This window comes from Neisseria sp. HMSC058F07 (assembly GCF_001810035.1).
In the GTDB taxonomy this organism is placed as follows: Bacteria; Pseudomonadota; Gammaproteobacteria; order Burkholderiales; family Neisseriaceae; genus Neisseria; species Neisseria perflava.
This window is the reverse complement of sequence record NZ_KV799706.1, coordinates 381,914-397,035: the sequence shown is the minus strand read 5'-3', so window position 1 is coordinate 397,035 and position 15,122 is coordinate 381,914. Positions and strand designations below refer to the sequence as shown.

The following is a 15,122-nucleotide window of genomic DNA, read 5'->3' as shown; positions in this document are numbered from 1 at the left end:
TTCAACACACAGCCGCCCGAAGGCGGCTGAGCCTCTCTTAAAAGCCTTGTTCCATCAGGTTTCGCAGCCCCGATTTCGCTAAGCTCCTAAGAAAAGCGTGAACGCGAGTATAACACAGCCTTTTCCGTTACGCCCGCATTCGCAATATCCTGATTATTAAAGAACAATCCCAATTCGCCAACCCTGCCGCATTTTCATGAGAACCGCAGGTTGGCGATTTACACAATCAACGTATCCTTAAACACATCCACCGCCGGTTTTGCGCCATGGTGTTCCACTTTGCGCCGCCATTTACTGCCCAGATGGTAAAAGCGCAGACTGTCGGTTTCGGGGTTGTAGGTTTTTAAGAGTTTGTCTTTTAAAACAACCCATTGATCGGGCGCGATGTCGCATTCGAACACCGAATACTGTACGCGCACGCCGTAGTCCAAACACAATTTTGCCACGCGCCGCAGCCTTGCCTGTCCTTCCGCATCTTCCAGCGAAATATCGTAAGTAATCAGCATCAGCATTTTGTATTCCCATGTGCAGGCTGCTTTAGAGGTCGTCTGAAAACATCCAACCCATTTTCAGACGACCTGCAAACCTATCTCATCAAAAACGGCGGATATTCCGCCAAATCTCCGCGCAAGTGCCGCGCCAACAGCATTGCCTGAATATACGGTAGCAGCCCGATTTCCACTTCCTCGCCTAAAAACGGATGAACGATTTTCTCCTGCTTTTTCGCCTGCAAGGCTTGAAACGACAGCTTACGCGCATCGGCTTTTAAACTCACCGCGCCGCTTGCTTCGGTAACGAAATCCTGCGGTTTGATTTGCCCTCGGTTAATCAGCGACAACACCAGCCTGTCTGCCCACCACGCGCGGAATTCTTCCAAAATATCCTGCGCCAAACTGTCGCGTCCCGGTCGGTCGGCGTGCAGAAAACCCACCTGCGGATCCAGCCCCACGCCTTGCAGCGCGCCGCTGATGTCCTTGCCCAGAATGCTGTACACAAACGACAACAGCGCATTCACCCCGTCTCTGGGCGGACGGCGGTTGCGCCCGTCAAAAACAAAACCGCTTTTTTCGCTCAAAAGCTGCCCAAATACGCCGAAATAACGCGCCGCCGCATCGCCCTCAATACCGCGCACCACGTCCAGCTCCGCCGCGCCCTTCAACTGCCGCAGTGAAATGTTCAAAGCATCGACCGCACTTTGAATCGCCGCATTCTCGCCATAATTGCGAATCTGCCGCTGAAGCACCCGTTTACTCGCCTGAATCTTCGCCGCAATGATATTGCGCGCAATCGGCACGGGATTTTGCTCCGACACCCGATACTGCGCCCGACGCAGCAGCACATTGCCGCTCTGCCGCCCCTGAAGCCGCCCCAAATAACGCCCGTTTTCGGTAAAAAACGCCAAATTCACATTATTTTCGCCGCAAAACCCTAGCAAAAACGGCGAAACCAGCACATTCCCAAAACAGAAAATATGCCCTATGGAATGCACCGGCAACTGCGCCACCTTCTTACGCTCCTGCTCCACCACCAGCGTCTCCCGCTCCTTATGCAGATAGCTGCCTTGGGTGGTGATATAGAGCGTGTTTTGCAGTTTGCGCATGGGAAAACTCCTTGGGTTTTTACCTCGTTTTTGGAAAATAGAATTAGATATCAGGAATAATTATTTAGACTATATTTTTAATCCTATAGAAGGTAAAACGCAGTTATGATGCATTTAACTTACTAAACTTCAAACTCAAAAACTTGGGTGAATAAATCCCTCTTATCATTCGTAACATAAACAGGAAAATGGCATTCCGATGTTAACTGCTTAATAACCATACTTGATGGATGACCATAAGAGTTAGATAAACCAAATGAAATTGGAGATATTATTTTACAAGTTCCTTTATCAAAATCTTTAAAGAAATCAATGCTAAATCCATTTTTACTGCCATGATGTGGAACTTGTATTGTATTAATTGGTAAATGATTACTGAAACTTTTTATTTGTTTTATAAAATTATTTCTAATTACTTTTAGATCTACATCTCCAGTATAAATACATCCAATTTTAAACTCATTATTTAAAACGCAATAACACAAGAAACAATCATAACGCAATAAGTTAAAGCTAAAGTCTTTACCAATATAGTTTAGTGAACAATTATATAATTTATCTTTAATGCCATTAGAGTATAACACTAACGAGTTTTGATTGATATTTCCACTTATTTTCTTATAACACTCCCTAATTAATTTAATGTTAATATTTACATAATCAGCATCATTTAAATCTTTAATTGACAAACCCTTTGACTGAAGCTCAATTATTAATTGTTTATATCTTTTTTCATAATCATAGTTGTATGGCTTGTAAACCCAAAACTCTTTTCCATCAATAGAGAAACTAATATTTTCCCCGCTATTTAAAGTATCAGAATAAACTTCATTTATATTAACTATGGATTGAGCAGAATCCAAATTTACATCTTCATTAACTTTCTTAATACGAATAATCTTTGTATCATCATCAAAAAAAACATTTGGATTACTGATAATTTCTATAGAATCCTCATAATCTTTACCTAATGACTCATATAAAGCTAGCAAAATATACTTGTTCTCATCAGAGAGCAAAGGCATGACTACATTTTTTATTTTTCGCACACTATTTTTTAAAATTTTAATTTTATTAACATGATCATTATCAAAGTGAGAAATGAATAAAATATCTATATCTTCATTTTTATCAAAACTATTTGAAACTACTTTATCAATACCTTTTGATACTGAACCACAATCATACACAACATTAAATTTACTATTTTCTGTTGAAAATGATTCACTATAAAATCCCCCCTGTCCTACAGGATAAAAAACTCTTTGCATTTTTATTTTCATAAAATCACCTACGATATGGTTATAATTAAGCTTATTTAAATATTCACTCAATTCCCAAACAACTCCGCTACATACCCCACACTCCTATCCCGTTTCCCCAGCAACTCCGGCTGGCAAATCTCCACCAGCGAGCAGGCTTTGCAGCGTTTGCCGTAGTCGGGCGGCGGAGTTTGTCCGCTGTTTAGAAGTTCGCGCACGGCGGCGATGGTGGCGAGAGTTTGGGTGCGTAGGTCGTCTGAAAACACGACGGGGATACGGTGGCGGGTTTGCATATACCACAGCGCGCCATCAGAGACGATTTGCCCCGTCATTTCTTCCAGGCACAAGCCTTGGGCGCAAAGCTGGATTTCGTCCATCGGGTCGGGTTTGGGCTTGCCACGTTTGTATTCCACGGGTTTCAGACGGCCTGTTTTTGTATCCACTTCCACCAAATCCAACACGCCGCTGATGCCCAGCTTCTCCGCCGACACATGCACCGTCCGCTCAAAGCGCACGCCCTTGCGCGTTTCCGGCTCGCCCGAATCCACCCGCTCATGCAGCGCCTTTCCCTGCGCGGTCAAATAGTTCTCCGCCCACGCCTGCTCGTTGTGAATCAACGCGCATTGGCGCGGACAAAAGGCGTAGTGTTGCAGGGCGGAAAGAGGAATCAGGCGCGTGTCCTGATTTTCCTTTTCTGCTTCTATAATACAAGCGGTCATCTTTTCAGACATTTTTACAAATATTCTTCCACACTCACGCCATTTAAGCCGTCTGAAACCACGCTGATTTTGTAATCGCCAAAACCGCTTGCCGGCGTACCTGATTCGCCGTTTACGCGTTCGACTTTCACGGTGTCAAACAGTTTATGTGCAGGCTGGCTGCCGAGTGCGCTGTCGTGTTTGAAAACAATCAGTTTGCGTGCTGCCATTTCGCCACGGGCGGCGGAGCGGTCGTGTTCAAACATCAACGTCAGGGTTTGCCAGAGTTTGGCTAAGTCGTCGTCTGAAAAACCGGTTTTGGCGGCAAGGTTGGCGGAGATAAAGCCGTGCACGCGGTAGAGCGCGTAAGGTACGATGTATTTGCGCCCCATAGTGCGTTCTTTTTCCAAGTCTTTTTCGTTGGTTACCGCCATGCGGGTGATGGAAACTTCCAGCGGCACAATCGGGTCGATGGATTGGGCAAACGCCAGCTGCACCGGGCCGCGCACTTGTCCGCTGTTGACTTCGGTGGTCATCACGGCGCCAAAGGTGCGGATATCGAAGAAGTTTTTGCACATCCACGCGGTAATATCGCGGGCTTTGGCTTCGTCCTTGGGCAGTTTTTTGGCTTCAGATTCAATGCCGAGCGCTTCATAAGCGCGTTTGTTTTGCAGGTTTAACACGCTTTTTTCTTTAACGTAGATTTCGTAACCGGCTTCGTTTTCGCTGCTGATTTCGACAAAATTACGAATTTTGCGTTTCAGGCAGACATCGGTTACCAAACCTTTACTGGATTCGGGGTCAAGACGCGGCATATTGCCCGCATCGGGATCGCCGTTGGGGTTGCCGTTGGTGACATCAAAAAAGTAAACAAATTCATAGCGGTTTTGAATGGCAGACATTTTCTGGCTCCTTAGTTTTCAATGGTTTCAGCGGTTTCTTTTTTAGCAAAATAGCTTTGTTTTTGATGGTAATAGCCGATGGCGAAGCGGCCTTGCTCGTCAATGCTCAAATGGCGCGGAAAGGTTTCGGGCAGTTTGGCAATGATTTCGCTCAAATCTTTATCCAAATTCACCGCCATGCCGGCCTTGTCTTTACGCAGACGCGATAAATGGTGTTTTGCACCCGACAAAAGACGCGGAAAAATCGAAAACGGCACAGCGGATGCAGAGCCGTAATAGCGGTCGGCGATGCCGGCGTTTAATTCTCCCAACGCCTGATATTGAATGCGCTCCAACACGGCAAACAGCCGCCCTAAAAGATAAGCGCGATTCGGGCTTTCATTGTTCAAACTCATAGGAACTCCTTCTTCGATAAAACCTTTTCTAAAACGCCGCTCTAATACGGCTTTTATCATTGCCACGCGCAGACCGTTCACGTCTCCATCGGCGCGGATTCGGGTAATCAGTTGCGACAACAAACTTAAGGGATACGGCGTACCGCAAATCACGGCGCGGGTCATTTCACCTGCCAATACAGGGGAGATATTTTCGCTTTTGCCCAATACGGCAGTTTGCAATAAAAGTCGCCAAATAGACGGCGGCGTTTTCCATGCGCAAGGCTCAAGGGCTAAATCTTGCCAATGCTGCGCCAAATTTTCCGCCAACTGCCCAAAGGTGGTGTCCAGCCAAAACCGAACAGAAATCCGCGCGGCATTGGGGGCAAGCCCTAAGATATAAAAACGGGTATTGGGAGAGAGTTCGGGCGCAATTTCTTGCAGCGGACGACCTTTGCCGATTTGTTCCAATACGTTGAAAACTTTGGCGCTTTCTTGTTCGTCATCTGGTGGCGTGAACACTTGCGCGAAGAAGCCTTCGGCAGTCTGCGCCGTCGCATTATCGTCCGCTTCCGCCCAAAAGACCGTGCTGGCATCGCCTATGGTCAGGCAGTGATCATTTTCGCGACGCAACAGATAGTTCAGCGCGGTGGTGTAGGCAAACGCGGATTGTTCGGAAACAGGCGAATTTGCGCCTTGCTCTTTGCCAAAAGAGGCAAAGGCTTCTTTGTTGAATGAAATAATCGAACCGCCGGAGCTTTGCCCGCCAAACACGCCTTTAATCGCCGGATGCAGCCGTGCAATCGGGGCGGTGTCGCCGCTAATCAGGCACAAGCCTTCTTCAGCCTCATCACTTTTCAGACATTTAGCCCATATGGTCTGTGCTGCTTCTCGCTTATGAATACAAGCGGTCGGTTTTTCAAAAGAAAATGCAATATTAGCATCGAGCATTTCGGCAGGCAGATTTTCGGTAGCGAAATTATCAGGCTGCCAGTTTTGCAGAAAACGGCACAAGGCTTGCAAGCCTTCATCTTCGCTGTTTTGCAGTAAATCGAGATGGTATTGCTTAAAGGCGTCAAAAGTTTTTTCAGACGACGTAAAGGGTTTTTCTTTCGCTTCGGCTTTGTTTTTATTGGCTTCCACGCCAAGCGCGTAAGCGGTTTTATCCCACAAAAAATTCGGTTTGATACCCGACGTGCGTTTTTCAGGGCGCGGCACGCTCATCAACTTCGGCTGCGGCTTTTTATCGGCAGTCAGATTCGGCACAACGGTTTTCAGACAGCCTTCTTTATCCAACACCAAAATCCAACCGATTTTCTCCTCACTAAAGCCATAAGGCGGTACTTTCGGGTTGCCCATTTCATCGGTTTCCGCCGCCAAACGGCGGTAATAGCGGGCAAGGGACGCAAGAATCATGCTTTCACCTCCTCGGCGTAAAACGGCGGCACATCAATCACGCCATCTTTCATTTCCGCGCGGAAAAAATGCGGCGTATTGCCGTGGTCAAAATCAATATCGTGCAGCATCCAGCCTAAATCGCGGTTTGCCTCGTTTTCCGATAATGCCGACGGCGGCAGCGGCTCGCCTTCATCAATCAACGCAAAATCGGCAGGGAATTCACGCACACCCAAACAAGGCTGCTGAAAGCATTGCCCTTTTTTCGCACGGCGTTTGAACATCTCGATATGCTTGGTAACGGTCTCATCCGTCCCCGCTTTTGCCGTCAGCACCGCATGGGCTTCAATCACATAAGCCACATCTTTAAGCACCGTCGCTGCGCGCTGCTGGCGGTCGTCTTCAATCAGCGTATATAAATCAGCAACGCTCTTGCGCTTCATCGCGCCGCTGACCTTGCCCGCCGAAATCTTGCCGCCCAACTCATTGCGCCGCACCGACTCAAACCGAATCGGTTTCAACACATAAATCCGGTCAATCACCCACCGAATCGCCGGCTTCCAATGCACCGCCGCCAAAATCCCGCGCGCCGCCGACGGCGTGATGACATCATAAGACACCCGCTCCACCTTCATCTCCGGACGGGTAAAACAGGCATAATCGCCCCAAATGTGTAGGCGGATTTGGTTCATTTGGTTCTCCTTTTGGTTGTACACACGCCCCTTCATAAAGAAGGGGCGGATTAGCTGACTAATCTAACTACTTTAGTTTCAATCCACGCACGGTTAAGTGCGAAAAGTTTTCAGATGACCTAAAAAACAACGGAAAAACTCTTATAAATCAGTATTAAACATTCTTTAGAAATATTTTCCCGAACGATTATCAAAGGCTGGTTTAGTACCCTCTAGTACCGTAACTACTCGTTTATTGATTTCATCGTTTTCAATAGCACCAGTCTGATAACTTATTGTGAAATTATCGGAACGGCTGAAATTGGCATAAATAATTTGTTCAGCATCGCAAACAACCGCCAAATTAGGGTTATGCGTAACCATAATAATTTGGCGTTTTTTCTTTGCTTCAGAAAGCACTGGTACTAATAAGCGAAATACTGTCTCGTTATCTAAATTCTCTTCCGGTTGATCAAGAATAATCGGCAATTGTCCTTTATCCACCAATAAGTAGAAGATTAATAACAATGCTCCTCTTTGTCCTGGTGATAGCTGTTCTATCTGTGTATCCTGAAATACTAATGAATATCTTGGCTCAAGGAACTCCAAGCCAAATATCAGATCATAAACAGCATTGGCAGTCTGATCTTTCTTCAATATATTAGAGATACCAACTGCCTTTTCATTATTGCCCTTGGAAGCTGTTTCAATTTTTTCAAATAGATTACTTATAAAACCTGTAACCCCCTCTTTATCATTTAAATCATAGGCATCAAATAATGTTCTAATAACGGTTAATGCCTCGTCTTGTCCACGAAATTCTCCAGAAGTTTGTTTGATTAATCCAAATAGCTGGTTAGCAATTGCATCCGAAGAAGCAGACAACGTCGCCTGAAATTGTAATTTATAGTCATCTCTTATCAGAGAATTATCTTGGATTAAATCTTGAACAGGTTTAAATAATTTTTCCCTTTCTTCACGTTGCGCATTTAACGTATCAAAAATATCTCTTGATAACTGCAATCTTCTTTCACGGAGTTTTTCAAGCTCTAAAGGTAGTTGTTCAATCTGTTGTATCCTTGTTTCCAACCCTATTTTCGTTTCAGGTTCAGTAGGAGACCCTGTTAAAGCATCAAGTTTTTGCGTCCATTCTGTGAGTTGTCGTTGATATGCCTCATACTGCCTTTGCGGCGCATCCAATTGAGCAGTATATGTTTTTTGTTTTCCTGTTAATTCGTTAATCTCACCTGCAACTCTTTCACTCTCCGTTTTGAACTCTAACTGTTTAGATGAAATCACTTCCTTTTTGGAATCTAATGCTGATATTCTAATATCCAGTACAGCAATATCATTCCAAGACAACTCAAGTAAAGTTAAATCATCTGTTGATTCTTGTTCCAGTTGCTCAAATGAACGTTGAAGTAAGGATAATCGTTCCTGAATATTGAATATCGCTTGTTTTTGCTTAGCAAGTACTGTATTTGCGCTAGCAATAGTCTTCTGACGTTCTTGTCGGCTTTGTATTTGTCGATTAACTTCATCAAGATCATCAGCAATTTTCTGTTGTGTTGTATCCAAAGCAATTTCGGGCTTGATAACCTCATTTGGCTTGAGCTTTTTGTGTTCCTCAATTTGCGTATTTTTTAGTTGAAGTGCTTCAGTCAGTTTTTTTAGTTCGATAGGCTGTAATTGCTCTTCAATTCCAACAATTTCTTCATTAATCTTAGCTAAATCTTTACGATATTCACTTAGTCTATTTCTAAGAGATTGTTCCTGTTTTTCTATTAATTGTTCGAAATCAAGTGCATCAAGTCGCATATCTTCACTCGTATGTGAAAATATGACCGAACGAAGTTCTCGTTCAAAAGCATTTGATTTACCTGATGTATGCTCATTACAAAGTTCTTCGAAATATCCTTGCGGGATATAACGTACACGTTCTGTTTTTTCTTCTGGAGATAATTCATTAAGTAAACGTGATTCTTCACCACCATCGCACCAAATTAACGTTCCTGTAAAATGATTAGCTGGCTCTCCTGATTTGCCCCAAAAGCGATCTCTTTTCAAAAAACTAAAATGCTTTGATTGCTTGGAATTTCCAAGCATCGCAATTACATCAGCCAATGCGCTTTTACCACTACCTTTATTCCCAATAATAGCTGTCAAATCAGGATTTAAAGGAATTTCACAACCATCCAGCCATTGACCTACAGGTTTTATTCCTGTTTTTTGAACTTTTACAGAATCAATATAAAAAGTTTTATTTAACTCAATTTCATGTAATTTGGGTGGTTTTTCTCCAATATAAGAACGTTTTGCAGGCTCTAAAATCGCTTGTTGCAATCCTTTAAAAGTTGGTTCTGCTTTAATCCAAGTTTTCTTATTTGATGGGAAATCACCATAGCCACGCTTATTGTTATTACCTTGTTCGCCAATAAAACAATGCGCATCGCTACCTGAAACAGCAAGTCTAGAGATATTTTTTAAGCCAGATTGAAAACTATCAAAATATTTCGCATTACCAGATGTTTTCTCCCCAACAAATGCAGCCCGCAAATCAGTATTATTTCTTGTCTCAAAAATAAGGGAACTCTGGAACAATTTCATTGCGTAAGCATAATGTTCTTGCCACTTAACTTCCACTAAGCCATCATTTGTATCCCAAGGCATTAATCCTATTGCATGTCCATTAGGAACTTTTGAGATTGCTTCTTTATAGGAATCAGCATTAATTTCAGCAATGATTGCTCCTGCTAATAAGGCAGTTGTATCGCAAGAAACTTTCTGTTTATTAAAACCATGAACTCTTAATTTATCTTCACCTATATGTTCTTGAGCTAGTTCTATTAGTGCGGATTCTGATAATGGTCTATCGACTAATTCTATTTTTAATGCAGAACGAAAATCTAAAAGGTTCTGTTCTTCAATTTCATTAGAAAAGATAACATGGGCATTCAATCTTCCTTTCATTGGGGAAGCTAATCGAAGTTCCATTCCTGGGAAAACAGTTTTTTCCAATTTAGGCGAATCGGGTTCTTTTAACCTATTTTGCAATTTAAACCATCCGTCAAACGTCCAATAATCCATAATGGCAAAGACTTCTGGTTCTGCATTATTCAAAGCATGAATCATTTCATCGATTAAAGCATCATCATGTTTTTTATCTCCGTTGAATTTTTCTCCATTCCAATGAAATGAAGCTGGAGTATGAATGTGCAAATCCCATTGACTCCAAGTTGAACCACGCAAAAATTTTTTGTTATTCATAATGTTATCCTTAAGTTAAGATTTTCTAATCAGTCTTATTTCGTTAGTCTCATATCAATGAATTAGCATTCTGTAGTATATTATCCCTAGCAAATACCAAAATCAACTTCTAAAGAAGTTAAATAAAGAAATCAACCTCAAAACACCAAACTCTCTCCCTTCAAAACTCCGTATCCTCCCAAGAAAGCCCAGCCACTTCATCATACAAATCCAGCCCAATCAGCGTATAAAACTGTTTGCCAAAGTTTTTCTCGTTAATCGGTTCAATACGTCCTGCTTTATATAAAGCGGCAAGGGCTTTTTCGGGGATTTGGACGGTGTAGGGTTGCAGTTTGCGTAAGAGTCCGCCGATGTGGTCGGCGTGGTGCAGGCTGCTGATGAGGTTTTCAGCATCAACATCGAACGGAATAATCAGCGGCTGCATGTGACTTTCGATCATGCGGAACTTGTCGGCGATGGTTTGGAATGGGAAATCGAGGCTTTGCCCTGTATCGTTGTGCATTTTCAGAATTTTTTTATTGTCCAGTTCGCTGCCTTTTAATTGATAAAGCTCGGCGAAGTAGGCGGCAACTGCTTGGGTTGATAAGAGGTCGTCTGAAAAGCTGTCGGCGGTCAGGCGCATGACGGCGGCTTGGGTGGCAAGTTCGGGCGGGGCTGTCCATTTATCCTCAGGCGCGAATATCCAGACAAAGCTGTTTTCAGACGGCCTTTTACCTTCGCGGTTGCAGCGTCCTGCAGCTTGGGCAACGCTGTCTAAACCTGCTTCGGCGCGCATTACTAGCGGAAAATCCACATCAACGCCGGCTTCGATTAAGGAGGTGGCGATGACGCGGCAGGGTTCGTCGTTTTTCAGACGGCCTCGGATTTCATCGAGTTTTTGGCTGCGGTGTTTGGCACACATTAAGGTAGTCAGGTGGAACGTGCCGTCAAGGTGTTTGGCTTGGTCGTACAGGCTGCGGGCGTGGCGACGGTTATTGACGATGACGAGCATTTGCGGGTGTTCGGCGAGTTTGGCGAGCAGGTCGGCATCGGTTTGTGTGCCGATGTGTTGCACGGTGGTGCGGCGCAGTTTTTCGAAAAGTGCGGTCGGTTTTGGAGCGATTTCGCGCACGTTTTCAAAGCCGCGATAGAAGCCGTTTTCGGCTTGCACGGCTGGCTGGGTGGCGGTGCACATGACGACACTGCAGCGGTAGTTCTGCGCCAATTCTTTGATGGCTTGCATAATGGGCAGCAAAAGATTGAGCGGCAGCATTTGCGCTTCGTCGAGGATGATGACGGAGCCTGCGATGTTGTGCAGCTTGCGACAGCGCGAGGAGCGATCGGCAAAGAGGGATTCGAAGAATTGCACGGCGGTGGTCACGACAATCGGCGCATCCCAGTTTTCCGAGGCCAGGCGCAATTTGTCTTTGGTGGCCTCATTTTGCAGTTTGCCGTCGTCGAAGGTGCTGTGATGTTCCAATACGGCTTGTTCGCCCAATTCGCCAAAGGCTTTACGGAATTCGGCGGCATTTTGTTCAATGATGCTGGTGAACGGGATGACGTAAATCATGCGCCGCATACCGTGCCGTTTGGCGTGTTCCAGCGCAAATGCCATGGAAGTGAAGGTTTTACCGCCGCCGGTCGGCACGGTGAGCGTAAACAGTCCTTGCGCTTGTGCCGCTTGTTCTACGCCATGATCGAGAATTTCGCTGCGCAGGCGGTTTAAAGCGGCATTGCGTTTTTCGGCTTCGGTTTGCTCTGGAGCTTGGGCGATACGTCGTCTGAAATCGTTGATAAATTGATTGAAATTGTGTTGTAAGGCGTTTAAATCGGGATAACTACCGCGCTTGACGGTTTTGTTTTCTAGGTTTAAATAAAAGGCTTCAGTATCAAGATAATCGGCATCCACCAAGCAGGAATAGAGCATTCTGGTGAAAAAAGCGTAGGAGAAAAAAGGATGATGCGCGTCGGCTTTGAGTGGTGGCGGAGAGAGGGTTTCAGGAAGCTTGATTTCTTGTTGCCACAGGTTATCGAGAGCGGGAATATCTGCGCCAAATTGCAATACTAACCGCTGCTTTAACGTGCGGCGGTTATCCCCTTCACCATTGCCATTTGCCAACCCGGCATGATGCCCCGCAATGCAAAACGCCATCAGTTTGCCGATAACATTTCCCCAGTGTTCTACCGCAATTTTTGCTCCAGCGGTGGCATGATCAACTGAAGGACCGCCATGCAATCGGTGATTAAAGGGTTCCGAATATTTCCCTAAGTCATGAAGCTGTCCCGTCTGGCAAGCAATTTCCTGTGCACCAAATACCCGAGCAAACTCCGCCGCCATTTCGCCAACATTGACCGAATGGCTTTGCAAGGTTTGCCAATGTTCGTAAGGCAAGAGATTACCGAGTTTGTCTTGGGCAGAATGGGCGTAGTAAATTAGGGTTTTCATATTGAAATTCTAAAAAATTTAAACTGATATTATGCAATGATAATATGATATTAAATTTAATATGCAAATAGAAAAAATGCCGTCTGAAACTTTTTCAGACGGCATTTTTATTAATTACCCTTTATAACTTGCTTCTGATATCCTCCACCGCTTTCACTAAAGCCTCGGAAAGCGAAGGATCAAAAGAAGAGTGGCCTGCTTGGACGATTCTCAATTCTGCTTCAGGGAAGGCTTGCGAGAGTTCCCACGCGCTTTGCATCGGGGTGCACAGATCGTAGCGGCCTTGGACGATGATGGTTGGGATATGGCGGATTTTGTCGATGTTTGCCAAGATGGCTTTATCGCCCTGCAACCAGCCTTCGTTCACGAAATAATGGTTTTCCATTCTTGCGATGGCAAGGGAGGCTTGCGGGTCTTCATCCACGTCTTTTGGTTCAAACCGAATAAGGTAGCTTTCCCAATCTGCCCATGATTTAGCTGCTTTGAGGCGCGTAGCTTCATCTTCGCTGAACAGCATTTCATGGTAGGCTTTAATTAGGGCTTGGCGTTTGTTTTCGGCTACGGGGGCAATGAATTTTTGCCATTGAGCCGGATAAATTTGGCTTACGCCACCTGCTTCGTTCAACCATGCCATTTCAGACGGCCTGCACAGGAAAATACCGCGCAAAACTAAGCCGCTGACGCGATCGGGATGGGTTTCGGCATAAGTCAGCGACAAGGTGCTGCCCCATGAGCCGCCGAAAACCAGCCATTTTTGAATGCCGAGCATTTCGCGTACTTTTTCAATATCGGCAACCAAATCCCATGTGGTGTTGTCTTCAATACAGGCATACGGTTTAGAGCGTCCGCAACCGCGTTGATCAATGATGACGATGCGGAAATGCTCTGGGTTGAAAAAGCCGCGACAGGCCGGTGATGCGCCTGCTCCGGGGCCGCCATGCAGGAAAATCACGGGGTGGCCATCAGGATTGCCTGACTCTTCCCAGTAGATTTCGTGAATGTCGGATACGCGCAAAAGGCCGCTATTTCGTGGTTCTTGAATCGGATGCATGAGCTTTCTCCTTTGTCTGATGAATAGGTTGATTGTAACACTTTACCTGCTGATTTTTCAGACGGCCTACATAGGTTTATCGCCACAAATGGCGTAAAATAGCACTTTTTTGACAGGATTATTTATGACTGACAACAAACAAACACATGCGGCACCCGAAGGACAACTTTTATTGCGTACGGTAGCCATGCCGCGCGATACCAACCCTAATCAGGATATCTTCGGCGGCTGGATTATGTCGCAAATGGATCTAGGCGGCGGTATTTTGGCGGCAGAAATCGCACAGGGACGAATTGTAACCGTAGCCGTTCAAGAAATGAATTTCATCAGACCGGTAAAGGTCGGCAACGTCGTGTGCTGCTACGGTCATTGTGTCCGCGTAGGCAATACTTCTTTGCAACTGAAAATCGAGGTATGGGTTAAGACTTTGATGAACGATATGGTAACGGAAGACCGCCAACTGGTCACCGAAGCCGTGTTCACTTACGTCGCTATCGATGCACAAGGCAATCCGCGCCCTATTCCTCGCGAAGGCAATGCAAAGCTGGCACATTTGTAAGTTTAAAAATCAAAACAAGGCCGTCTGAAACCTCAATGTTCAGACGGCCTTTTTTCATACAGAAGCAAAATGTAACCAGCAATATGATGATCATGTCTTTAGGCAGATTGGCCGGACGGATTTCCTCCAAAATGCTGCTGCGCAACTGGGTTATCGTCTGCATGGGCAATTTGGTGGGCACACTGGCAATGGCTTTTTTCCTTGGGTACTATGTCGGTATGATTGAAGGCAGCATGGCAGAAAAAACCATTGCTGTGGCGGAGGCAAAAGTCCATATGGATTTCGGCCGCGCTTTTGTATCGGCAGTAGCATGTAACTGGATGGTCTGCATGGGCGCGTGGCTGCATTTTGCCGCTAAAAACACAACCGGACGAATGCTGGCCATTTGGTTCCCCGTCATGATTTTCGTATTAAACGGCTTCCAACACCTTGTCGCCAATATGTTCGTTATCCCAGCGGGTATTCTGGCAGGCGCAAACATCACATGGGGGCAATTTTTCTTTAACATGATTCCCGTATTCTTGGGCAATGTCGTCGGTGGTGCATCCTTTGTCGGCGCGTCTTATCTTTATACTTATAAAGACACGCTGAAAGATAGTGCCGAATAGCCCTGCTTTAGAAACAACAAAACCTGCTTTGAGAAAGCAGGTTTTGTTTCAGACGGCATTGGTATTAAGTTTTAAAATCCATTCGGACACATTATTCAGATAAATCATCCAAACGAAAAAAGAGCCGTTTTTAAAACGACTCTTTCCAATTTTTTGGTCGGAGTGAAAGGATTCGAACCTTCGACCCCTTGCACCCCATGCAAGTGCGCTACCAGACTGCGCCACACTCCGACTCGATAAGCTGTGAATTCTAGTTTCAAACGCTGATTTTGACAAGTGCTTTTTAGAAAGGGAAATTTACTCGTTTGAA

At 45.1% G+C, this 15,122-nt stretch carries 10 protein-coding genes, 1 tRNA gene and 2 pseudogenes; 2 read left to right on the top strand and 11 right to left on the bottom strand.

Annotation, left to right across the window (positions count from 1 at the left end; all coding sequences use genetic code 11):
- Nucleotides 1-218: 218 nt before the first annotated feature.
- The 10 genes and pseudogenes from cas2 to pip form a co-directional block, all read right to left on the bottom strand.
- A complete protein-coding gene (cas2, locus tag HMPREF2696_RS09940) occupies nucleotides 219-512 on the bottom strand; it encodes a CRISPR-associated endonuclease Cas2 (protein ID WP_003685729.1) in 294 nt (97 codons plus the stop codon).
- 74 nt (nucleotides 513-586) lie between these two features.
- Nucleotides 587-1,600, bottom strand: a complete 1,014-nt coding sequence (cas1c, locus tag HMPREF2696_RS09935; RefSeq protein ID WP_049344181.1) for a type I-C CRISPR-associated endonuclease Cas1c — start codon at nucleotides 1,598-1,600, stop codon at nucleotides 587-589.
- Nucleotides 1,601-1,722: 122 nt separating this feature from the next.
- Nucleotides 1,723-2,883 carry a ComEC/Rec2 family competence protein gene (locus HMPREF2696_RS09930; protein WP_141746364.1) on the bottom strand — a complete coding sequence of 387 codons (1,161 nt, stop codon included), beginning with the start codon at nucleotides 2,881-2,883 and terminating at the stop codon, nucleotides 1,723-1,725.
- A gap of 47 nt (nucleotides 2,884-2,930) precedes the next feature.
- Nucleotides 2,931-3,581 (bottom strand): CRISPR-associated protein Cas4, encoded by a 651-nt coding sequence (cas4, locus tag HMPREF2696_RS09925; protein WP_070588518.1) that lies wholly within the window; start codon nucleotides 3,579-3,581, stop codon nucleotides 2,931-2,933.
- A gap of 14 nt (nucleotides 3,582-3,595) precedes the next feature.
- Nucleotides 3,596-4,462, bottom strand: a complete 867-nt coding sequence (cas7c, locus tag HMPREF2696_RS09920; RefSeq protein WP_070588389.1) for a type I-C CRISPR-associated protein Cas7/Csd2 — start codon at nucleotides 4,460-4,462, stop codon at nucleotides 3,596-3,598.
- Between the two features lie 11 nt (nucleotides 4,463-4,473).
- Complete coding sequence (cas8c, locus tag HMPREF2696_RS09915) at nucleotides 4,474-6,252, bottom strand: type I-C CRISPR-associated protein Cas8c/Csd1 (protein WP_070588387.1); 1,779 nt, start codon at nucleotides 6,250-6,252, stop codon at nucleotides 4,474-4,476.
- Nucleotides 6,249-6,923, bottom strand: coding sequence for a type I-C CRISPR-associated protein Cas5c (gene cas5c / locus HMPREF2696_RS09910; RefSeq protein ID WP_070588386.1), 675 nt, complete (start codon nucleotides 6,921-6,923; stop codon nucleotides 6,249-6,251). The genes cas8c and cas5c overlap by 4 nt, the downstream gene beginning before the upstream one ends.
- Before the next feature lie 165 nt (nucleotides 6,924-7,088).
- Nucleotides 7,089-10,169 carry a TrlF family AAA-like ATPase gene (locus HMPREF2696_RS09905; RefSeq protein ID WP_070588385.1) on the bottom strand — a complete coding sequence of 1,027 codons (3,081 nt, stop codon included), beginning with the start codon at nucleotides 10,167-10,169 and terminating at the stop codon, nucleotides 7,089-7,091.
- 137 nt (nucleotides 10,170-10,306) lie between these two features.
- Nucleotides 10,307-12,594 (bottom strand): annotated as a pseudogene (cas3, locus tag HMPREF2696_RS09900) (CRISPR-associated helicase Cas3').
- A 121-nt stretch (nucleotides 12,595-12,715) separates the two neighbouring features.
- Nucleotides 12,716-13,645 (bottom strand): prolyl aminopeptidase, encoded by a 930-nt coding sequence (pip, locus tag HMPREF2696_RS09895; RefSeq protein ID WP_004520759.1) that lies wholly within the window; start codon nucleotides 13,643-13,645, stop codon nucleotides 12,716-12,718.
- A gap of 124 nt (nucleotides 13,646-13,769) precedes the next feature.
- Here pip and yciA point away from each other — a divergent pair, with 124 nt between their 5' ends.
- Together yciA and HMPREF2696_RS09885 are read left to right on the top strand one after the other, a co-directional pair.
- Nucleotides 13,770-14,204 (top strand): acyl-CoA thioester hydrolase YciA, encoded by a 435-nt coding sequence (gene yciA / locus HMPREF2696_RS09890; RefSeq protein ID WP_004520760.1) that lies wholly within the window; start codon nucleotides 13,770-13,772, stop codon nucleotides 14,202-14,204.
- A 71-nt stretch (nucleotides 14,205-14,275) separates the two neighbouring features.
- A pseudogene (locus HMPREF2696_RS09885) lies at nucleotides 14,276-14,812 on the top strand (formate/nitrite transporter family protein); the annotation flags it as partial.
- A 154-nt stretch (nucleotides 14,813-14,966) separates the two neighbouring features.
- Here the strand turns inward: HMPREF2696_RS09885 and HMPREF2696_RS09880 are convergent.
- Nucleotides 14,967-15,043 (bottom strand) — tRNA-Pro (locus HMPREF2696_RS09880).
- Between the last annotated feature and the right edge of the window lie 79 nt (nucleotides 15,044-15,122).